The organism is Mesorhizobium sp. M1403 (assembly GCF_040317695.1).
In the GTDB taxonomy this organism is placed as follows: domain Bacteria; phylum Pseudomonadota; class Alphaproteobacteria; order Rhizobiales; family Rhizobiaceae; genus Mesorhizobium.
On sequence record NZ_JAMYKY010000027.1, the window covers coordinates 19,256 to 39,484 of the forward strand.

Below are 20,229 nucleotides of genomic sequence, written 5' to 3' on the forward strand. Positions count from 1 at the left end.
AGATGCGGCCAGCCTCAGCTGCAAGGCCTGCAGAGGTTTCAGCAATGTGTCAGGCGCCTGAGGACATGGCTGCGCTGAAGCAGTGGATAGCCCGCAATTCTTCCAACTTTTCCAGGGTGACGCTCCGCATAGCCCGGTTCGCGCTGGAAAATCCGACTGAGGTGGCAATCGATAACGGCGCCGAGCTGGCCACCGTTGTTGGCGTCTCCCGCATCTCGATTAGCCGCTTTGCGTTGGCCTTGGGCTTCGAAAGCCATGCGCAGCTTCGCCGCTTCTTCCAAAGAGAAGTCATATCGCGTCAAAAAAAGGATCTATCATGAAGCTGGGTTTTGTTTCCGACAGTCTTGGAGGCATGTCGTTCGAAGCGGTTCTCGACAACGCGGCGCGCCTCGGCGTCTCGGGTGTCGAGGTGAACACCGGCGGCTGGTCGACCGCGCCGCACTTCGACTTGGCGTCGATGAAGGCGAAGCCGGAAGCGCGACGGGCTTTCCTGAAGGCGTTCGGCGACAGGGGACTTGAGATCATCGCCCTCAACGCCAACGGCAATCCCCTTCATCCCACCCAGCCGGAACAGGCCGGGTGCCTGAAGGACACGATCCGCATTGCCGGAGAAATGGGCATCAAGACGGTCTGCACCATGTCGGGCTTGCCGGCCGGTCGCGAAGGCGACCTCATGCCGAACTGGGTGGTCTCCTCCTGGCCGCCCGAAACGCAGGTGATGTTGCGCTATCAGTGGGGGGAGAAGCTGCTGCCGTTCTGGGCTGAGGTCGCGGATCTGGCGAAGAAGAGCGGCGTCGAACGCATCGCACTGGAACTACATGGCAGCCAGTGTGTCTACAACGTTCCTTCGCTCCTCAAGCTCCGTGCGGCCATCGGTCCGGCGATCGGCGCCAACCTCGATCCCTCGCATCTGTTCTGGATGGGGGCGGATCCACTGATTGCAGCCGAAGCGCTGGGCGAGGCGATCTTCCACGTCCACGCCAAGGACACCATGCTTAATGCGTCGGTTCAAGCGACCACTTCGCTGCTTGAAAACGGTCCGCTGATGGACATTCCCGGCCGCAGCTGGTCGTACATCACGCTCGGCTTCGGCCATGGCGAGGAGTGGTGGCACAAGTTCTGCTACCGACTGAAGATGGCCGGCTACGACGGTTGGCTCTCTGTCGAGCACGAGGATGTGCTGCTCAACAGCCTGGAAGGGCTCGAGAAATCGATCGCTCTGCTGAGAGGCGTGGTCCCTGTAGCCGCAAGCGATTTCAGCCCGCAGGCGATCTAGAGTCGAGTGCTTATTTGCGAGGGGGTGCTCGGATGAGGATGCGCGCGCTAGTCGATCTCGACTTCGCCGTCCTCCCGACCGTCACGGCTTGCGAACCGTCAGCCGTTCTTCTCGGTAGAGTCGATAGATGCGGTTGATCCCCGATGGTTCGCCCTCCGGCGCAGCAGGATGAACAGCCGCCGGTAGCCGAAGCGGCTTCCCTCATTGGCAAGCTCGCGCAGCCTTCAGCGCAGCTCCGTCTCCGGCGGGCGACCTCGCTCCAGAACCGGACCGTCTGTTTCCGGCCCCACTCAGGACCTCTGCACGCTCGACGTAAAATGTCCGTTCCTAGCGCTATCAATAGCGTCACGTAGCACACTGCAGGCGCTTCTCGTTCCGCCATCCTAGACGCCTTTGAGCAAGGCGCGTTTGGTGGGACAAAAACATTGAAAAATATTGGAACGGATTTGAATGCAGCGTGGTCCCACCGGATTCTAACTTGTTGATTACGCTTATTTTCCAAACATCCTCCGGGCCCACCATTATCGTTATTTATCAGAGATTTATGACCCGGTTCGCCTCGAGGTTCGCCAACAGGTTCGCCAAGCATCGGCTTGCGCGTCGAGGATACCAAGGTCAGGAGGAGGACGGCTATGGCGAAGTAGCGGGGCGGCCCCGACAGACCGTCGACATGGATTCAGGTATCGTCCGAGATATGGTTTGTTGCTCCGTCCTGATGTGGCGCCGCCTGAAATCGCGCCAGACGCAACGAACTCGATTGACCTTTGCGCGAAACGCCATGCGTGACATCGACCTGAACCTGCTCACCGCCCTCGACGTCCTGCTCCAGGAATGCAGCGTGACAAGGGCTGCGCTCAGGCTCCGGCTCAGCACCTCCGCGATGAGCCGCACCCTGTCACGGCTCAGGGAGGCGCTCGGCGATCCGGTCTTGGTGTCTGCACAGACGCGGCGGCAACCGGCTGGGCCTCGGTCAGAAAAGACAGCACGGCCGTGGGTAGCGCTGCGGAATTGGGCGCATAGATGCCGCAACGCGATATAAGACTTCTCTTGTTGACGCGTTTCCCCAGATATTGCCAGACGGTGCGGGTGGCGTAGGGCAGATTGTTGTTTCGCCACGATATGCCCATAGTGACGCCCCGCAGGTAACGCCGCTGGTACGTTTCGAACGGCATGAGGATCGTCTGTCCAAAGGTTGGGGCATCGCCGCGCGTCAATTCCGTCAAAAAGATGCGCTGGTGCCGATACGCCGCAAGCCCCCTATAGCGTGAACGCTGCACGATGCCGTTTTCGGCATCTTCGATGCGCTCAAGCGAGGAAACCAGAACTTGTCCGCCATTCTCGCGCAAGTGAGCGCAGGCGCAGACGATCCGGTCAGGCCAGGACAGCGACGTGTGCCATGCCTGGTAGAATCCGAGATATGGTCCAAGTGCATGCAAGTCACCCGGAAAGGCGTCCGCCAGCGGCCTTTGGAGGGCCGTTTGTCGGCGCCACTCGCTCAATTTGCTGCGGAAGACGCCAGGGGACAGGTCGAAATCGGCTGGTTCGAGGCCAAAAGCTGCCGCGATCGTCAGGAGGTTATGAGCGGAAGGAAGGGTTCCTGCATTGAGGTAGCGGTTGAACTGCTGCCGGTTGATACCGATGGTGCGGCACAAATCGGATACCGATCTGTGGGTGCTGCAGGCAAGTTTCAGGTTGCTGCTGAAATTGGCGCATGGCTTGCTCATGGAGACAGTATAAACTCGCTTAAAAACGCTTCAAGCGACGAAATTGCGTTGCCGCGGGCTCTGCCTAGTATCGGCCACAAGGCTTCAGTCCAAAGGGGAACCCAATGAGCGCTTCCAGCAGGTTATCGAGTCTCTCACGCCGTGATCTTCTTCAAGCGGGGGTGGCTCTGGGCCTTGTCGCAGCCGCAGGCTCGCTTGCGTCACCGGCCGCGGCGCAAACACCAGTGCGCGGCGGACAGTTGCGGCTGGGGCTCGATGGCGGCGCCTCCGCCGATACGCTCGACCCGGCCCTGGCGTCCGCCAGCGTCAATTTTGTGATCGCGCATTGCTGGGGCGATACGCTGGTCGAATCCGATCCCAAGACGGGCGGGGCGGTTCCCTCGCTGGCCGAATCCTGGTCCCCGTCGGCCGACGCCAAGGAGTGGACCTTCAAGATACGCAAAGACGTTCGTTTCCACGATGGCAAGGCATTTACTGTTACCGATGCAGTCGAGACCTTGCGCCGCCACGCCGGAAAGAAATCGCAATCGGGCGCATTCGGCCTGCTGTCCGGCATAGACCGCATCGAGGAACGGGCGGGCGACATGGTGGTGACGCTGAAGGAGGCCAACGCTGACTTGCCGCTGATATTTACCGATTATCATCTTCAGATCCAGCCGGGCGGCGGCGTGGAAAAGCCGACAGCTGCGATCGGCACTGGCCCCTACAAGCTGGTTGCGTTCGAGCCGGGCATTCGCGCCGCTTTCGAAAAAAACACCGACGACTGGCGCCAGGACCGGGGCTACGTCGACGGCGTCCTTATTACCGTGATGAACGACCTGACTGCCCGGACCAGCGCCTTGCGGTCCGGTCAGGTCGATTTCATCAGCACCGTCGAACCCAAGATCGTGCCGTTGCTGAAGCGGGTTCCGGGCGTCGAAATCCTCCGTACCTCCGGCAAGGGGTTCTATTCCTTTCTGATGCATTGCGACACCGCGCCGTTCGACAACAATGATCTGCGTCTGGCGCTCAAATATGCGATAGACCGCGAGGCTATCCTCAAGCGGGTTCTGGGCGGGTTCGGCACCATTGGCAATGATTACCCGATTAACGCCAACTATGCGCTCGCGCCTACCGACATAGAGCAGCGCAAATACGATCCCGACAAGGCCGCATTCCATTTCAAGAAGTCGGGTCTTCAGGATCCGATCCTGCTGCGCACTTCCGAGGCGGCGTTCCCCGGCGCGGTCGATGCGGCCCAGCTTTTCCAATTGAGCGCGGAAAAGGCCGGCATCAAGATTAATGTGCAGCGCGAGCCGAGTGACGGCTACTGGTCGGAAGTCTGGAACGTCAAGCCGTTCTGCACCTCCTTTTGGGGTGGACGTCCGACGCAGGATGCACGCTATTCCACTTCCTACGTTTCCAACGCGGAGTGGAACGACACCCGCTTCAAGCGGCCCGACTTCGACAAGATGGTGGTGCAGGCGCGCGGTGAACTGGATGAGACCAAGCGGCGCGTACTCTACCGTGACATGGCGCTGATGGTGCGAGATGGGGGCGGCTTGATACTGCCGGTATTCAACGACTTCATCAACGCCTGCACGAGCCATCTCAAGGGTTTTGTTCCCGATATTGGCAATGACTTTTCCAATGGCCGCATCGCCAGCCGGGTCTGGCTGGAGGCTTGAACCGGGAAATGATCGTACCTTTCCGGCGGCGGGATAGTGCGCTTGCCACCGAGTGGAGCTTTGGTGGTTGATCGCATGACGAACAGGAATTTCCGTGTCATTGAAAATGAGTGGATCGTCCTGAAAGACGACACCCGGCTCGCCGCGCGCATCTGGATGCCCGAAAAGGCTCCTGGCGGGGTGCCGGCGGTGCTCGAATTCCTGCCTTATCGCAAACGCAACGGCACCGCCGCGCGTGACGAGTCCACCTATCCGGTCTTCGCGACGGCGGGCATCGCGGGCGTGCGTGTCGACATTCGCGGTTGCGGAGAATCCGACGGCGTGATCGACGGCGAATATACCGCGCGCGAGCTTGCCGATGCCGTCGAGGTTATCGAATGGATCGCAGCGCAGGACTGGTCGAACGGCAATGTCGGCATGATGGGAATTTCCTGGGGCGGGTTCAACGCACTCCAGGTGGCGGCCTTGAAGCCACCTGCTCTCAAGGCCGTGATTTCGCTGTCGTCCACCGTCGATCGCTACAATGACGACATCCATTACAAGAATGGTGCCCATCTGTCGGCGCAACTGTCATGGGCGGCGACGATGAATGCCTACCAGTCGCGATCCCCCGACCCCGATCTTGTCGGAGAACGCTGGCGCGACATGTGGCTCGAGCGCCTGGAAGGCGAGCCGTTCTTCATGGAGGAGTGGCTGTCCCACCAACGCCGCGACGACTTCTGGCGTCACGGTTCGGTCTGCGAGGATTTTCCCGGGTTTTCTGTTCCAGCACTGGTGATTGCCGGGTGGGCCGACGGCTACCGCAACACGCCCTTGAAGGCGGTTGCCGGGATGCCGGAAATGGCCTGGGGCCTGATCGGTCCATGGATTCACAAGTATCCGCATTTCGCCTATCCGAAGCCCCGCGCCGATTTTCATGCCGAGGCAATTTCATGGTGGCGGCATTGGCTGTGCGCAGAAGACAACAAGGTGGAGAATACGCCGAGGCTGCGTGCTTATATCCTGGACGGGCCGCGACCCGGCCGCCGGCGCGAGACCGACCCGGGCTATTGGGTTGCCATGGACACATGGGACGTTCCCGACACACTCGTCCTTAGCCTGGACGCTTCGGGCAGGCTTGCTCGGTGCAATTCATCGCATGCTGAAGGAAAAACCCTTCTGCACTCCCCTCAAGATACGGGCATCGCTGCGGGAGAGTTCTTCCCGCGGAGGCCGGATTCGGAAATGGCCGGCGACCAGCGTGTCGACGATGCTGGATCGCTCACCTTTGACAGCGCCGTCCTTGCTGAGGAATGCGTCGTGTTTGGCCAGCCGCTCGCAAAGCTGTCGCTTTCCAGCGATGCCGACTTTGCCAACCTTGCCGTCAGGCTCGTCGACGTCCATCCCGACGGCGCAGCGACGCGCGTCAGCTACGGTGCGCTTAACCTCTCGCATCGCAACGGCAATGCCGAACCACAGCCCCTGAAGCCCGGCGAGACGGTCGAGATCGCATTGGTGCTCGATGCGTGCGGCTACCGTTTTGCGCCCGGCCACCGTCTGCGTCTGTCCTTGTCGAGCGCCTATTGGCCGACGATCCTGCCGCCGCCCTGCGACGCAACGCTGACGATCGATCTTGCCACGCTGCGATTGGAACTGCCGCTGCTTGGCGAGCATCGCAGGGTCGAAATCCCGCAGCCATCCAATCCCGATCCTCTGCCCCGCTACGAGGTCCTGACGGACGGATCGTCGGGCCGCTCTGTTGAACGCGATCTGCAAAACGGCGTGACGCGCTACCGGGTGCATGAGGATACAGGTCTTAGCCGCCATCCGGGCAACGGCTTGTGCACGCGCGACATCCGGCAGGAGGTATGGTCGATAGCGCCCGATAACCCGCTATCGCTGACGGCAGAGATCCGCTGGACGTGCCGTGCCGAGCGGGAAGGCTGGCGAACGCAGAGCCATTGCACCACGCATCTCTCCTGCACGTCGACCGAATGGGTGGTGTCGCAACGGATCGAAGCACTGGATGAGGGCCGCAAGGTGTTTGAGCGCGAGCGCAATTCCCGCATCCCGCGTGACCACATGTAATAGATCGCCTATCGCTGCGGCTGCGGCAATGCCGGGCATTTCAGCCGGGTGTTTCGCCAGCACACCGGCATCACCCCGACCCATGTAAGGCATCCGAACCGATGCGCAAGCGGCTCTACCAATGCGTGAACTAATGCGTGACGTGAGTTCGTAACCGGATGCAGCTGCGCCAAGTCCGATTTCTGCTCGAGACTCCCGAAATCCGAGATGCTGCTATATCCCTAAGCCAGGAATTAATCTCGTTCATCGTCTTTAGGTTCGCCCGACCATACGAGAGATTACGGGGGAAACGGGTTGGCAAACCATCCTCTAACATATTGATTTCCTATGGGGAACTTTGTCCCTCCGGGCCCACCAAAACATACCTATAACAGTCTGATTTTATTGATTTTTCGTAAGTGGCCCACGGCATGGACTCGAACCGCCTCCAGCGAGAACAGTCAACAAAACTGTAGTGCCAATGATGGATGGGAATGGGACGGACTGATAAATAAAATCAAATAGTTATGGGAGATCGTGTGCAAAAACTGCACACGAAAGTTCTCCTTCTCTTCCATTTTCGTTCCTGCGAAGGAGCGGCCGACCGGTCACTTGAAGTGGTTTTTTGCTGGCGACACCAACCTATCCCGCGAGGATGTTCGCCGTCGTATTCATGATTAGGCGTGTGTGGCTCAGCTGACGTTGCGAGAGCGCCGGCGGATGATCAGGAAGACGTGAATCGGCGAGTAACTTCAGCGATTACCGTCCAACGCGCGTTGCCTGTGCCCGACTGACAGCGAGCCGAAGGAAATTCCATGACATCGGAAGTTGCCATCATTGCAGGCGCGGGATCGGGCCTGAGCGCATCGCTGGCCAAGCTTCTGACCCGCGAGGGTTTTTCGCGTGGTGATGGCGGCCCGCGATATTGCGAAGCTGAGCCGTTGATCGCCGAAACCGGGGCTGAAGCGATCGTAGCGGACGTCTCGGATACTGCCTCTGTGGACAATCTCTTCGCGGCTGTCGACAAGATCGGCCCGCTTTCGCTCGCGGTTTTCAACGCAAGTTGCCGGGTCCCTAGATCGATTGCCGATCTCGATCCCGACGGCGTAAGGAAGGCGCTTCTGGTCGGGGCCTTTGGCGGATTTCTCGTTGGCCAGCAAGCGGCGCGCCGGATGTTGGCTCGCGGTTCGGGATCGATCCTGTTCACCGGCGCGACGGCGAGCGTCAAAGGCTTTGCAAATTCCGCCGGCTTTGCCATGCCGAAGTTCGGGCTGCGCGGACTGGCGCAATCCATGGCGCGCGAGCTTGCTCCGAAGAACATTCATGTGGCGCATTTCGTCATTGATGGCGGGATCGCGTCTGTCAATGCCGGCCGGACTTCCGGTGTCGACTCACCGGATCGTTGGTTATCCCCCGATGCCATTGCCGAGGTCTATCCGGCGATCCATCGACAGCATCGCAGTGCGTCGACCTCGGAACTCGAGCTCCGGCCGTGGGTCGAGAATTTTTGACGGGTTCCGGGACCTATGCGCCTTGGCCATCGCGCCTCTGGACGATCCTGCCTTGCGACTTCAGTTCCAGTTCGCCGGCCGCAATACGGACGGACAGGATATCCTTCTCTCGTACCAACCAACGGCCGGGCTTTCACGGCGCGCTAGTGGCAAGATATCGTTCAATCATCTCCAGCGCATCGTCGGGCGATAGGTGGGCAGTGTCCAACACCGGGCGTTCCGTCTGCCACGGCTCATATTCATGCTGTTGGACGGATTGCCACGTCGGGGGGATCAATCCATCTACGTCGACGGTCCGCGTTTTCCACCCTCCGCCGATGCTCAGTCGGATCGGAGCAGGCGACTTCGATATCAAACAGGGCAGACCTGTCGCGATGTGCTGTCGCGCGCCAAGCCGCACGGCTTTCGGCGACCGGGTTCACACAATCGGCAATGACTGTATTCCAGCAGCGAGGTTCGATTCTGCCAAGGCGGCGCTACGATGTAGCCTGTAGGTCCGACTTCAGCGGTCAGGACCTGCGCGTCGCGGATCGCCTGCTCGATCGTATCGATCCGAAGGTATGTTGCAGATCGTCTGGCTACGAGTCTGCTCGCGACCGTTGTCTTTCCGCTTTCAGGCAGGCCACTAAACACTATCAGCATCACGCCACCTCTACCGACGAAGGCTAGCGTGAGCGAGAAAGGCGGAACGGCAAAAACGGGACATCCAAGGTGTCTGTCACCTGTGAATAGGATCTATCCAAAGCACCTCCTCGGGTGCTTCCACGGGTTCAATGTCCAGATTGACGACCACCGGCTCCTGGCCTGATCTGACAAGAACGCATTCCAGCGTCTCGTCGCGGCTGGCATTGATCTCCTGATGCGGCACGTAGGGCGGGACATAGATGAAGTCGCCGGGACCGGCTTCCGCGACATATTCCAGGTTGTCGCCCCAGCGCATGCGCGCCTTGCCCTTGACCACATAGATGATGCTTTCCAGATCGCCGTGGTGATGCGCGCCGGTCTTGGCGTTGGCGTGGATGGTCACCGTGCCGGCCCAGATCTTTTCGGCACCCGCCCGCGCCTTGCTGATCGCCGTCGCCCGGCTCATTCCGGGCGTCTGGGCGGTGTTGGGGTCGAGCGAATTCCCGGGGATGACTTTTACCCCATTCTCGCGCCAGTCGACCGGCGTGTGGTCATGATCATGCTCATAATGGCGGCCGTCGTGGCCGTGGTCTTTGGTCAAAGTCGCCTCGTCTTTCTTTGTGCCGGTCGTATCTAGTCAAGCAGCGGCGGCGCGGGTTATGATGGCCTGGACGGCCGCGATGATATCGACCGGTTCGGTGCGCACAAGCCAGTCGGGGCTGACATCGGCAAATCGCACCGTGCCCGTCTGATCAATGATGATCGCAGCCGGCATCGGAAGCTCCCATGTTCCCGTTCCGGTGACCTCGCCGATCGGGCTCCCGCTTTCGACCGAAAGGCGGCGCGAGGCTTCGTCGAATGAATAGAGGATGCCGAGGCGGCGTCCCAGTGAATTGCCCGCGTCGGTCGCGATCAGGAAATCCAGTTGGTGGCGATCCTTGATGTCGCGCAGCTTTTCGGGAACCTGCGGGCTGACGCCAACCAGCGTCGTACCCAGCCTGCGCAGTTCGGGGGCGAGATGCTGGCTGTAATAGGGCAGGGCGATGTTGCAGACGGGGCAGCCGGCAAAGCGGAAGAAGATCAGGACGAGCGGCCCGTTCTTCAGAAGCTCTGAGAGCGACAGCGGACCGGCATCCACTTCCGTCAATCCGAAAGACCCAACGGTGTCGCCTGCCTTCACGAAGGCCGAGTGGTCGGCGGTTTCGACGAGCAGGCGCCGCTGGTCGACATTGATCTTCAGTCTGTCGGCGGGCATCGTCAGCGCCCGTTCGGCCTGGAATTCAGCGAGCGTCTGGTTGAGCGATTGCGCTTGTGCCATCGGTCTTCTCCGTCGGTGAGGATTGGCCGCCGAAGCGGTACAGGCGATGGCGAGCCCATCGCGTTCCACTCAGGATAAAGTTGCAATGTCTCGGCGCGAGATAAAAAATTGCGCGGAAGATTTCGCCGCGCAACGAATTGTCTAATTCGAGCGGACAGACCGCGGAGTTTTGCCGAACCCTGATCGGCAGGCAACCGAAATCGGCAAGCCAAGGCCAGGCGAAAACCACCTCGGTCCGGCACGCGGCCGGCCGGAAAAACGCGGGCGTAGCGGTTCCATGAAAGGCTCCGTACCAAGCATGATTTTCTAACGGACCGCGAACATTCGGAACGTCCCGGACTCCTTGTCTTCAAGTTCTATAAATATTGTAGACATTAAGAAACCGAACACCTGATTGAATTTGGCGTAACGCGCCACGATCTCGAAAAGTGCTGGAATTTCAATGGTGAAGGGAACTTGCATGTCTGGTGCAAAACTGGTCGGTCTAGTTGGCAATTTCAGTCGCCCCTCCAAGTCTTATGCGCTGGCTGAGACGGTTGCCGAACTTGCAGCCGAGCAATACGGCTTTCGCACGCAGCTCCACGACCTGACCGATATCGGTCCTTCCCTGGGTAATGCTCGTCATTACAATGACCTCGACGCAGTTGCACGGCAGGCAGTGCAGAACATCGTTTCGGCCGATGTGCTCGTGGTCGGATCGCCGACTTATAAAGGCAGCTATACCGGGCTGTTCAAGCATTTCTTCGATCTGGTCGACCCGCTCGCCCTGCAAGGCAAGCCGGTGATCCTGACCGCGACCGGCGGCGGTGATCGCCATGCGCTGATCGTCGAGCATCAGCTGCGCCCGCTGTTCGGCTTCTTCATGGCGCATACGCTGCCGAGCGCAGTCTATGCGGCCGACCGGGATTTTTCCGACTACCACCTCGCTTCCGAGCCCATCCGCCGCCGTGCCGAACAGGCAGTCGCCGAACTCGGCGCATTCTTCCCGCGAGCATTGCAACACGCCGTGGCTGCCGAGTGATGCCGTCGTCGGAGGCTGAAGGGATGCGTGGATGACGGTCACTCCGCTTCGCCCAAGAATCAACGCACTCACGTCCGTGGAGGTGGCGGCCGAATTGGCGCGAACATTCGCCAAGACCGCCGGCGACTACGATGAAAGCGCTGCGTTTCCGCACGAGAACATTTTTCGGTTGCATGATGCCGGTCTTATCGCCCTGACGGCGCCGGTCGAATTCGGCGGCGCCGGCGCCGGCCTCGCCGAAGCATCCGACGTGATCCGCGAAATCGCGCGCGGCGAGCCGTCGACCGCGCTCATCCTGATCATGCAGTACATCAACCTTGCCACGCTGCCCAAGAGTCGCTGGCCAGAGCACCTCGTGCGAAAGGTCATCGTCGACGCCGTCGAAAACGGCGCCCTGATCAACGCGTTCCGCGTCGAGCCCGAGCTCGGTACTCCGGTACGTGGAGGACTGCCCGCCACCACCGCGCGGCGCACGGCCGACGGCTGGTCGATCAGCGGTCGAAAAATCTATTCGACGGGCGCGGAGGGTCTCAGCTGGGCCATCGTCTGGGCGCGGACGGACGAAGCCGAGCCACGTGTCGGCGGCTTTTTGGTTCCCGCCAATACTCCCGGCCTGCGGATCGAGAAGACCTGGAATCCGCTCGGCATGCGCGCCACCGGGAGCCACGACGCCGTGCTGGAAGATGTGCGCATTCCGCTCGATCACGCTGCCGATATTCGTCTTCCGGCCGAATGGGACACGCGCGGCGAGGGCCAGGCCGCATGGTTCGGTACGTTGCCTGGCGCGCTCTATACGGGCGTCGCGGAAGCAGCGCGCGACTGGTTAGTGCGCTTCCTTAAGGAGCGCGTGCCGACCAACCTCGGCCAGCCGCTTGCGACGGTTCCCCGCATCCAGCAGGCGGTCGGCGAGATCGAGGAACTGATCGCGGTCAACCGCCGCCTGATTTCGTCGGCGGCGCGCGATGTCGACGAAGGACGCCCTTTCACCCTGTCGGAAGTCGGCCTGATCAAGGTTGTCACCACGGAGAACGCGATTGCCGCGGTCGAAAGGGCGCTGAAGCTCACCGGCAATCACGGCATCTCACGCCACAATCCGCTAGAGCGCCATCACCGCGACGTGCTGTGCGGGCGCATCCACAGCCCGCAGGAAGACACGGTCCGGCTCGGCGCCGGCCGGCTTGCTCTTGGCATCTGATTAAAACGACGGAGATTCACTCATGCCAGTCGAATTCATCGGTTACATCGGAAATTTCAACGCCTCGGAGACGATCGCCCGGTCCGGTCCTGTGATCGACCGCGCCCACATCGCAGCTGCGGCCGCGATCCATGAGAATGGCGGCTTCGACCGTGTATTGCTCGCCTTCCACTCCACCTCGCCGGAAAGCATCCTCGTCGGTCAGTATGTGACCGGTATCACGCGAAACCTGAAGCTGATGATCGCCCATCGGCCGGGTTTTACTGCGCCGACGCTTGCCGCGCGCCAGCTTGCGACGCTCGATCATCTAAGCGACGGCCGCGTGTCGGTCCACATCATAACCGGTGGCAACGATCAGGAACTCGCGCAGGACGGTGACCATCTGACCAAGGACGAGCGCTACGCCCGCACGAGCGAGTATCTCGATATCGTGCGGCAGGAATGGACGAGCCAGAAGCCGTTCGACTATGACGGAAAATATTATCGCGTCGCCGGCGGCTTCTCGGAGGTCAAGCCGCAAGGTCCGGACGGCATTCCGATCTATTTCGGCGGCTCGTCGGAGGCCGCGATCGCGGTCGCCGGCAAGCACGCAGACATCTACGCGCTTTGGGGTGAGACCTACGCGCAGGTGGCCGAGACGATCCAGCGCATCCGCGCCGCATCCGCGCCCCATGGCCGCTCGCCGCGCTTCAGCCTGTCGCTGCGCCCGATCCTCGCCGATACCGAAGAGGCGGCGTGGGCCAAGGCCGACAGCATCCTGCAGCGCGCCAAGGCCTTGCGTGCTTCCGGCGAGCGCCTGATTAACATCAATGCGAAGAGCGGTTCCGCCGAACCACCGAACGAAGGGTCGCGCCGGCTGCTGGCCGCGGCCGCGCAAGGGACGCGTCTCGACAAGCGGCTGTGGACTGAAATCGCTGCCCTGACCGGAGCGGCAGGCAATTCGACCTCACTGGTCGGCACGACCGACCAAGTCGCCGACGCGATGCTCGACTATTACGATCTTGGCGTCACCACCTTCCTGATCCGCGGCTTCGATCCGCTTGAAGATGCCTTCCATTACGGTCGCGATCTCATCCCGCGCGTGCGGGCCCTCATCGCAGCGCGGGACGGCACGCATGCCCAAGCTGCGGAATAGCCTCGGGCGCAAGACCACCGGGCTAAGCGCTCCCATAAATCCGGCACGGCACCCTTAGGAGAAACGAACATGACCTGGAAGACTTTCGCATCGGCACGCAGTGACTCACTCATCGGCGGGCTCGACCGCCGCTCGTTCCTGAAGACGGCGGGAGCACTCGGCCTCGCAGCTCCACTCGGCGCTGTGTCCGCGAGCAGCCTCTGGGCGCAGGCCACGGCGCCGGCCGGAGAACTGAAGAAGATCAAATTCGCCACCAACGCCTCGGCGATCTGCCTCGCACCCGTCTTCGTCGCACAGGAGCAGGGCATCTTCAAGAAATACGGGCTTGAGGTCGAGCTGGTCAATTTCGGCGCCTCGACCGAGGCGCTGCTGGAAGCCATAGCGACCGGCAAGGCGGATGGCGGCGTCGGCATGGCGCTGCGCTGGCTGAAAGCGCTGGAACAGGGCTTTGACGTCAAGATCACGGCAGGCACCCATGGCGGCTGCTCGCGGCTCGTGGCGCTCAAGTCGGCCGGCATCACGGACCTCAAGCAACTCAAGGGTAAGACGATCGGCATTTCCGATCTCGCCAGCCCCGGCAAGAACTTCTTCTCGATCCTGCTCCACAAGGAAGGCCTCGATCCGGTCGCCGATGTCGAATGGCGTCAGTATCCGGGCGAGCTCCTGCAGCTTGCGGCCGAGAAGGGCGAAATCCACGCCATCGCCGACGGTGATCCCAAGGCGTATTTCTGGCTGCAGGATCCGAAATACCTTCAGATCGCGTCCAATCTCGATCACGGCTTCGAGAACCGCGTCTGCTGCATCGTCGGCCTGACGGGGAGCCTCGTGCGCGACGATCTGCCGACGGCGTCAGCTCTTACGCGAGCCCTGCTCGAAGCGCAGGATCTGACGGTCGCTAAGCCGGAGATCGCCGCCAAGGCATTCCTTCCCAACGCACCCAAGGACAAGACCATCGAGCAATTGGTGGGCGTGCTGCTCGACCAGACGCACGGCCACAACCCGACAGGGGCCGACCTCAAGCAGGAGATCGCGCTCTATGCGCAGGAACTGCGCGACGTGCAGGTCTTTAAGAACTCGACCGATCCGCAGGAATTCGCCGAGCGCGTCTATGCCGACGTGTTGACGGCGTAGGGAGGCGGAACGATGGCATCGATCGATCCGGCGATTTCCCGGCACGCTGAAACCTCTGCCCTGGAAGGCGCTTCGGCGCCGACCGGGGCAGGAATCTGGATACTTGGGCTCGTCGCCGCAGCCGGTTGGATCGGCGTCGCCGCGCTAGTCGAGCTGTGGCCGGAGATCATACCGCAGCCATATGGCCGGGAACTGGCAATCATCGCCATGGCGCTCGCGCTCGGTCTGGTCGTCGTCGCAGCGACGGGGCGGCTATTCGGAGCTATCGCCTCCACCATCCGCTATTATGGACCCTGGGCGATTGCCGCCGCGCTCGTCGTCGCGATCTGGGAGGTGGTGACGGCGAAGACCGGCTGGTTGCCCGTGCCGTTCTTCTCCTCGCCGCAGAGCATCCTGGAAGTGTTCTTCGACGATTGGAGCCGGCTTGGTCTCAGCGTCTGGTATTCCGTTGCATTGCTCGCCAAGGGTTACTTTTTCGGCGCACTCACCGGCTTCATCACCGGCGTGACGATCGGCTGGTCGCAGGCGGCGAGCTATTGGGTGCATCCGGTGCTGCGGCTCATCGGCCCGCTGCCGGCCACGGCCTGGCTGCCGCTCGCCTTCTTCATCTTCCCGACCAGCGGATCGGCGAGCGTGTTCCTGATCGCGCTTGCCACCGCTTTCCCGGTAACCATCCTCACCTGGTCGGGCATCGTCGGCGTCAACCGCGACTATTACGACATCGCCCGCACACTCGGCGCCAAACCCCGGTTCCTGATCCTGAAAGTGGCGATCCCGGCAGCACTGCCGCACGTCTTCGTCGGCCTGTTCATGGGGCTCGGCACCTCTTTTGCAGTGCTCGTCATCGCCGAGATGCTGGGGGTCAAGGCCGGCCTCGGCTGGTATCTGCAATGGGCTCAAGGCTGGGCAGCCTATGCCAACATGTATGCCGCACTTCTGGTGATGGCCCTGATGTGCTCGAGCCTGATCACCATCCTGTTCCGCGTGCGCGATTGGACGCTGTCCTGGCAGAAAGGTCTCGTCAGATGGTAGCTCTCGCAACGAACACGATAGCGGCATCCACTGCTGCCGGCCAGAAGATCGACATTGAGAGCGTCTTCCATCAGTTCGAGCTCGAGGGCGAACCGCTCCCCGTGCTCGACGGCATCGACTTTTCGGTCGAGCCGGGATCGTTCGTCGCGCTGCTCGGGCCCTCCGGATGCGGTAAGTCGACGCTGCTTCGCCTGCTCGCCGGCCTCGATCATCCGACCAAAGGCGACTTGAAGGTTGATGGTGAAAACGTCGGCGATCCTGATCCCTCGCGCATCATGGTCTTCCAGGATCCGACCCTGTTTCCGTGGCGGACGGTGTGGGACAATGTGGCACTCGGCCTCGAAGCCAGGGGCATACTGAAGAAGTCCAGGCAGAGGGTCGATGACGCGATCCAGCTCGTCGGGCTGGGCGGATTCGACAAGGCCTACCCACATCAGCTCTCGGGCGGCATGGCGCAGCGTGTGGCCCTTGCCCGCGCGCTGGTGAACGAGCCACGCCTGCTTCTGCTCGACGAGCCGCTCGGCAAGCTCGACTCACTGACGCGTCTCACCATGCAGACGGAGCTTGTAAGCCTGTGGCAGCGCGCGGGACTGACCGCCGTTCTTGTCACCCATGATGTCGAGGAAGCGCTGTTCTTGACGCAGCGGGTGCTGATTTTCGGCCCGCGGCCGGCGCGCATCGTCGCCGACATCGAGGTCGATCTTCCTTACCCACGCCATCGTGGCGATCCGCGCCTGGCGGAACTTAGGCGGGAAGCTCTCGGCCATCTGGGCCTCGCCGCAACCTGGTAGTCAACCGATCGGAATCCTTCAAATGAAAATGCTCAACTACGGCTTGCGCGCTACCCTCGCTATGGCGGCGTTTGCGATATCGCTTCCCGCCCACGCCCACATCACCTTCGAGAACAAGGAGGTAAAGGCGGGCAGCACGGTCAAGTTCGTGTTCAGGGTTCCGCATGGTTGTGCCGGGTCACCGACCACGGCGGTGAGGATTGCGCTGCCGGAGGAATTGACGGAGACCAAGCCGCAGCCCAAGCCCGGCTGGACGCTGGACGTCACCCGGATCGAAGCCCAGGGCGACGGCTCCGGCGAAAACGGCCACGCTGCCCATGGCGGACATGACGATGCCGTCATCAAGGAGATCGCATGGTCGGGCGGCAGGCTCGAAGACGCTTACTATGACGAGTTCGTGTTCCGGGCGAAGGTGGCGGAAGACATCGCGGTGGCGGCGATCTTTGTTCCGATCGTCCAGGAATGCGAGGCCGGCGTCGAGCGCTGGATCGAGATCCCGTCGGCAGGCGCCTCTTCCGAAGATCTCAAATTCCCGGCGCCGTCGATAAGGATACTCGCCGGATCGTGACCGGACTTCGTGCCTTACTTTTGCGGCAGGCGGCGGCGATCTTCGCCGCCGTTTTCGTGTCGAGCCTTTGTGCCGGATCGGCTTTCGCGCATGCGACGCTGATTGCCGCCGAGCCGGTCGATGGGGCGATTGTGGCGGCCGCGCCGCAAACCGTCACCTTGCATTTCTCCGAACCGGCCCGGCCGCTCGTAGCGCGGTTGATCCATCCAAGCGGGAGCACCGAAATCCTGAAGGAGATCGGCGAGAAGGGTTCGGTGATCGTGCTGACGTTGCCGCCCGGCCTAGAAAACGGCACGCATATCCTGTCCTGGCGCGTGGCCTCGTCCGATGGTCATCCGATCGGGGGAGGCCTGGTATTCTCGATCGGCGCACCGAGCGCGGTCGCGCCGGCGACGATCGAGCAATCAGATATCTCCGTCCGGATCGGGCTCTGGTCGGCGCGCTTCCTGCTGCTCGCCGGGCTGATCGTCGGTGTCGGCGGCGTGGCATTCAACGCCTTGATCGGCCGCTCCGACCCGGCGCCGGAAGCCCGCATCGTGAAGGGGGCGCTGTTCGCCGGCTTGGTGGCCGCGCCGCTGCTGATCGGCTTCCAGGGGCTCGATGCGCTGGGCGCGCCGCTCTCCGGCCTGGCGATGCTCGACATCTGGCGGGCCGGGCTATGGGCGACAAGCTATGGCCGTTCGGTGTTGCTGGCTGTGACGGCCATCTTCCTCGCTTATGCTTCCGCCCAGACCCGCGGTCGGCCGCGCTTTGGCATCTCGCTCTCCGTCGCCGCGCTGGTAATGGTCGGCGTTTCGCTCGCCAGCGCCGGTCATGCCTCGACTGCGCCGCCACGCTATCTGACTGTCCCAGCGGTTTTCCTGCACGCGGTGACGGTACTGCTCTGGATCGGCGCGCTGGTTCCGCTGGTGGCCGCGCTCCTGCGAGGTGGCCCATCGGTGCCGGTCGTGCTCAGGCGCTTCTCCTCAGCTACCCCGGTGGTCGTTGGCGTTTTGATCGTATCTGGCTTGGTGCTCGCCGCCGTGCAGGTCGAGACGGTTTCCGCGCTGTGGAACACGGATTATGGGCTGATACTGCTGGCAAAGCTTTCCCTGGTCCTTGCGCTGCTGCTGCTTGCTGCGCTCAATCGTTTCTACCTGACCGCACCCGCGATCGCTGGCGACGCGGGCGCGACGCGGCGCCTGAGGCGCAGCGTGGGCGCTGAGATCGTTCTTGCAACCGCTGTCATCGCTGTGCTCGGCCTATGGCGATTTACGCCGCCGCCGCGCGCAATTGCGGCAAATCCCGCTTTGTTCGAAGCCCAGGAAGTCCGTGTGCAGAAGGACGGGGTCAGTGCTGCCCTGTCGATCCATCCGCCGATCGTCGGGCCAGTCAGAGTGGAGGTGCGCGACCTGCTCCTCGATGGAAAACCATTCGACCCGGTCAGATTGAGCATAGACCTCGACAAGCCGTCCTACGGCCTCGGTCCGTTCACGCGGGAAGCGCGCCGGGCCGGGGATGGCGTCTATCTCGCCGACGGATTCGTGCTGCCCCTGGATGGCTTCTGGATCGTCCGCGTCACCGTCCTCGTGTCGGATTTTCGTTCAGTCACCCTCATGGATGTCTTCGATGTCCGAAAGGCATCGCCGTGAGCCGGATCGCCGATTTTCGAACCTGCGGACAACCTGCCCAGCATAACGCCGGAAAGGAGAATTCGACTCTCCGATCGGGGGAAAGTTCAGCACGCCATGCCTAGTCTACTAAACTAGTAGAAATTAGCCTGATGGAAATCGGCGGAAGCGAAACGACCTTCCGGCCACGGCCCAGATGAGAGCCAGGGAGTCCGTCATGCCCCAAAAACGTCAGCTGAAACTCGGCTTCATGCTCCATGGCGTCGGCATGGGGTGGGGCGACTGGCGCCATCCGGATGCCGACCCGACTGCGAGCACGAGCTTTGAATACTACAAGAAGCAGGCGCAACTCGCAGAGGCTGCGAAGTTCGATTTCGTGTTCGTCGCCGACAGCGTCTTCATCACCGAAAAATCGAGCCCGCATTATCTCAACCGGTTCGAGCCGTTGACGATTCTGTCGGCGCTTGCTGGCGCCACCTCCCATATCGGTCTCGTCGCCACGCTGACTGCCAGCTACAGCGAACCCTTCAATGTCGCGCGCCAGTTCGCCTCGCTCGACCATATCAGTGGCGGCCGCGCCGGCTGGAACGTGGTGACGTCGTGGCTCGAAGGCAGTGCTGCCAATTTCAGCAAAGCTTCGCATCTCGCGCATGATACGCGCTACCGGCTCGCCGCCGAACATCTCGACGTCGTGCAGGGCCTGTGGGATTCCTGGGAGGACGACGCTCTCGTCCATGACAAGAAGAGTGGCGTATTCTTCGATCCGGCCAAACTTCACACACTCAATCACAAGGGCGAGTTCTTTCAGGTCAAGGGTCCGCTCAACATAGCCCGTTCGGCGCAGGGCCAGCCGGTGATCTTCCAGGCCGGCGCCTCCGAGGACGGCAAGAATTTTGCATCGAGCCGCGCCGACGCGATCTTCGTCCACCACGAAAATCTCGATGAAGGCAAAGCGTATTACCGCGATATCAAGGAACGCGCCGCCGGGTTTGGCCGCGATCCGGACAAGCTCTTCATCCTCCCCGGAATTCGCCCGGTGATCGGCTCGACCGAAGCGGAAGTCGAGCGCAAGTACCAGGATTTTGCCGACCTCACATCGATCGAGAACGCGCTGTCTATGCTTGGCCGTCCGTTCAACGACTATGACTTCCTGCAGCACGATCTCGACACGCCATTCCCGGACGTGTCGGCATTTGGGGCGAACAGCAACCAGAGCACCTCGCGCAAGATTTTGGAAACTGCTGAGCGGGAAAACCTGACGCTTCGCCAGGTCGCTCTGCGTTTCGCGACGCCGCGCACGGAATTTGTCGGCACCCCGGAGCAGGTCGCTGACGCATTCCAGCGTTGGTTGGAGGAGCGCGGCTCCGACGGCTTCGTCTTCAATGTGTCGTTGCCGAGGGAACTCGAAGTCTTCGTCGAGGCCGTTGTCCCGATTCTGCAGAAGCGCGGCATTTACCGAACTGAATACGAAAGCGAGACGTTCCGCGGCAATCTCGGAATTCCGGTGCCGCCCAATCGCCATGCTGGGCGCCACGAAGCCGTCGCTGCCGAGTAATCTTTCCCGCGCTTTCGCAACCGAA

18 protein-coding genes and 2 pseudogenes are annotated in these 20,229 nt (G+C 61.7%); 16 read left to right on the top strand and 4 right to left on the bottom strand.

The features are described from left to right. Positions 1 to 65: 65 nt before the first annotated feature. The gene (locus NKH01_RS28905) at positions 66 to 320 is read left to right on the top strand and encodes a MurR/RpiR family transcriptional regulator (RefSeq protein ID WP_353023568.1); all 255 of its coding nucleotides are present in this window, start codon (positions 66 to 68) and stop codon (positions 318 to 320) included. Beyond that, positions 317 to 1,276 (top strand): sugar phosphate isomerase/epimerase family protein, encoded by a 960-nt coding sequence (locus NKH01_RS28910; protein ID WP_353023570.1) that lies wholly within the window; start codon positions 317 to 319, stop codon positions 1,274 to 1,276. Before NKH01_RS28905 ends, NKH01_RS28910 begins: the two co-directional genes overlap by 4 nt. 87 nt (positions 1,277 to 1,363) lie before the next feature. Here NKH01_RS28910 and NKH01_RS28915 read toward each other — a convergent pair. Next, positions 1,364 to 1,527: pseudogene (locus NKH01_RS28915) on the bottom strand (IS3 family transposase); the annotation flags it as partial. A 527-nt stretch (positions 1,528 to 2,054) separates the two neighbouring features. Between NKH01_RS28915 and NKH01_RS28920 the strand changes: the two are divergent. Beyond that, positions 2,055 to 2,216: pseudogene (locus NKH01_RS28920) on the top strand (LysR family transcriptional regulator); the annotation flags it as partial. On the opposite strand, the gene NKH01_RS28925 reads toward NKH01_RS28920, so the two are convergent. Further along, positions 2,179 to 3,000 (bottom strand): helix-turn-helix domain-containing protein, encoded by an 822-nt coding sequence (locus tag NKH01_RS28925; RefSeq protein WP_353023572.1) that lies wholly within the window; start codon positions 2,998 to 3,000, stop codon positions 2,179 to 2,181. The pseudogene NKH01_RS28920 and the gene NKH01_RS28925 sit on opposite strands and share 38 nt — an antisense overlap. A gap of 104 nt (positions 3,001 to 3,104) precedes the next feature. On the opposite strand from NKH01_RS28925, the gene NKH01_RS28930 reads away from it, so the two are divergent. From NKH01_RS28930 to NKH01_RS28945, 4 genes are all read left to right on the top strand, one after another. After that, on the top strand, positions 3,105 to 4,667 hold the full coding sequence (locus NKH01_RS28930; protein WP_353023573.1) for an ABC transporter substrate-binding protein: 1,563 nt from the start codon (positions 3,105 to 3,107) through the stop codon (positions 4,665 to 4,667). A gap of 75 nt (positions 4,668 to 4,742) precedes the next feature. Beyond that, on the top strand, positions 4,743 to 6,734 hold the full coding sequence (locus tag NKH01_RS28935) for a CocE/NonD family hydrolase (RefSeq protein WP_353023575.1): 1,992 nt from the start codon (positions 4,743 to 4,745) through the stop codon (positions 6,732 to 6,734). Between the two features lie 3 nt (positions 6,735 to 6,737). Then, positions 6,738 to 6,863: an AraC family transcriptional regulator gene (locus NKH01_RS28940; RefSeq protein WP_353023661.1), complete on the top strand. Its 126-nt coding sequence runs from the start codon at positions 6,738 to 6,740 to the stop codon at positions 6,861 to 6,863. A gap of 665 nt (positions 6,864 to 7,528) precedes the next feature. Next, positions 7,529 to 8,224 carry an SDR family NAD(P)-dependent oxidoreductase gene (locus NKH01_RS28945; RefSeq protein WP_353023577.1) on the top strand — a complete coding sequence of 232 codons (696 nt, stop codon included), beginning with the start codon at positions 7,529 to 7,531 and terminating at the stop codon, positions 8,222 to 8,224. A gap of 718 nt (positions 8,225 to 8,942) precedes the next feature. Here the strand turns inward: NKH01_RS28945 and NKH01_RS28950 are convergent. After that, a complete protein-coding gene (locus NKH01_RS28950; protein WP_353023579.1) occupies positions 8,943 to 9,449 on the bottom strand; it encodes a cupin domain-containing protein in 507 nt (168 codons plus the stop codon). 36 nt (positions 9,450 to 9,485) lie between these two features. Beyond that, positions 9,486 to 10,166 carry a peroxiredoxin-like family protein gene (locus NKH01_RS28955; protein WP_353023581.1) on the bottom strand — a complete coding sequence of 227 codons (681 nt, stop codon included), beginning with the start codon at positions 10,164 to 10,166 and terminating at the stop codon, positions 9,486 to 9,488. A gap of 460 nt (positions 10,167 to 10,626) precedes the next feature. On the opposite strand from NKH01_RS28955, the gene msuE reads away from it, so the two are divergent. From msuE to NKH01_RS29000, 9 genes are all read left to right on the top strand, one after another. Next, positions 10,627 to 11,187, top strand: coding sequence for an FMN reductase (gene msuE, locus NKH01_RS28960; RefSeq protein WP_353023583.1), 561 nt, complete (start codon positions 10,627 to 10,629; stop codon positions 11,185 to 11,187). A gap of 31 nt (positions 11,188 to 11,218) precedes the next feature. Further along, a complete protein-coding gene (locus tag NKH01_RS28965) occupies positions 11,219 to 12,382 on the top strand; it encodes an acyl-CoA dehydrogenase family protein (RefSeq protein ID WP_353023585.1) in 1,164 nt (387 codons plus the stop codon). Positions 12,383 to 12,404: 22 nt separating this feature from the next. After that, complete coding sequence (locus NKH01_RS28970; protein WP_353023587.1) at positions 12,405 to 13,517, top strand: LLM class flavin-dependent oxidoreductase; 1,113 nt, start codon at positions 12,405 to 12,407, stop codon at positions 13,515 to 13,517. Positions 13,518 to 13,586: 69 nt separating this feature from the next. Beyond that, positions 13,587 to 14,648 (top strand): ABC transporter substrate-binding protein, encoded by a 1,062-nt coding sequence (locus NKH01_RS28975; RefSeq protein ID WP_353023589.1) that lies wholly within the window; start codon positions 13,587 to 13,589, stop codon positions 14,646 to 14,648. Positions 14,649 to 14,660: 12 nt separating this feature from the next. Then, positions 14,661 to 15,680 (top strand): ABC transporter permease, encoded by a 1,020-nt coding sequence (locus tag NKH01_RS28980; RefSeq protein WP_353023591.1) that lies wholly within the window; start codon positions 14,661 to 14,663, stop codon positions 15,678 to 15,680. Further along, entirely contained in the window at positions 15,674 to 16,471 is a 798-nt protein-coding gene (locus NKH01_RS28985; protein ID WP_353023593.1) for an ABC transporter ATP-binding protein, read from the top strand. Before NKH01_RS28980 ends, NKH01_RS28985 begins: the two co-directional genes overlap by 7 nt. A 22-nt stretch (positions 16,472 to 16,493) precedes the next feature. After that, positions 16,494 to 17,039 (top strand): YcnI family copper-binding membrane protein, encoded by a 546-nt coding sequence (locus NKH01_RS28990; protein ID WP_353023595.1) that lies wholly within the window; start codon positions 16,494 to 16,496, stop codon positions 17,037 to 17,039. Beyond that, positions 17,036 to 18,670: a copper resistance CopC/CopD family protein gene (locus NKH01_RS28995; RefSeq protein WP_353023597.1), complete on the top strand. Its 1,635-nt coding sequence runs from the start codon at positions 17,036 to 17,038 to the stop codon at positions 18,668 to 18,670. Before NKH01_RS28990 ends, NKH01_RS28995 begins: the two co-directional genes overlap by 4 nt. A 196-nt stretch (positions 18,671 to 18,866) precedes the next feature. Next, on the top strand, positions 18,867 to 20,204 hold the full coding sequence (locus NKH01_RS29000; RefSeq protein ID WP_353023598.1) for an LLM class flavin-dependent oxidoreductase: 1,338 nt from the start codon (positions 18,867 to 18,869) through the stop codon (positions 20,202 to 20,204). Positions 20,205 to 20,229: the final 25 nt, after the last annotated feature.

Excerpts from the sequence above, each read along its gene's own strand:
- NKH01_RS28905 (WP_353023568.1), top strand. The coding sequence starts at position 66 with ATGGCTGCGCTGAAGCAGTGGATAGCCCGCAATTCTTCCAACTTTTCC.
- NKH01_RS28910 (WP_353023570.1), top strand. The coding sequence starts at position 317 with ATGAAGCTGGGTTTTGTTTCCGACAGTCTTGGAGGCATGTCGTTCGAA.
- NKH01_RS28925 (WP_353023572.1), bottom strand. The coding sequence starts at position 3,000 with ATGAGCAAGCCATGCGCCAATTTCAGCAGCAACCTGAAACTTGCCTGC.
- NKH01_RS28930 (WP_353023573.1), top strand. The coding sequence starts at position 3,105 with ATGAGCGCTTCCAGCAGGTTATCGAGTCTCTCACGCCGTGATCTTCTT.
- NKH01_RS28935 (WP_353023575.1), top strand. The coding sequence starts at position 4,743 with ATGACGAACAGGAATTTCCGTGTCATTGAAAATGAGTGGATCGTCCTG.
- NKH01_RS28945 (WP_353023577.1), top strand. The coding sequence starts at position 7,529 with ATGACATCGGAAGTTGCCATCATTGCAGGCGCGGGATCGGGCCTGAGC.
- NKH01_RS28955 (WP_353023581.1), bottom strand. The coding sequence starts at position 10,166 with ATGGCACAAGCGCAATCGCTCAACCAGACGCTCGCTGAATTCCAGGCC.
- msuE (WP_353023583.1), top strand. The coding sequence starts at position 10,627 with ATGTCTGGTGCAAAACTGGTCGGTCTAGTTGGCAATTTCAGTCGCCCC.
- NKH01_RS28965 (WP_353023585.1), top strand. The coding sequence starts at position 11,219 with ATGACGGTCACTCCGCTTCGCCCAAGAATCAACGCACTCACGTCCGTG.
- NKH01_RS28970 (WP_353023587.1), top strand. The coding sequence starts at position 12,405 with ATGCCAGTCGAATTCATCGGTTACATCGGAAATTTCAACGCCTCGGAG.
- NKH01_RS28975 (WP_353023589.1), top strand. The coding sequence starts at position 13,587 with ATGACCTGGAAGACTTTCGCATCGGCACGCAGTGACTCACTCATCGGC.
- NKH01_RS28980 (WP_353023591.1), top strand. The coding sequence starts at position 14,661 with ATGGCATCGATCGATCCGGCGATTTCCCGGCACGCTGAAACCTCTGCC.
- NKH01_RS28985 (WP_353023593.1), top strand. The coding sequence starts at position 15,674 with ATGGTAGCTCTCGCAACGAACACGATAGCGGCATCCACTGCTGCCGGC.
- NKH01_RS28990 (WP_353023595.1), top strand. The coding sequence starts at position 16,494 with ATGAAAATGCTCAACTACGGCTTGCGCGCTACCCTCGCTATGGCGGCG.
- NKH01_RS29000 (WP_353023598.1), top strand. The coding sequence starts at position 18,867 with ATGCCCCAAAAACGTCAGCTGAAACTCGGCTTCATGCTCCATGGCGTC.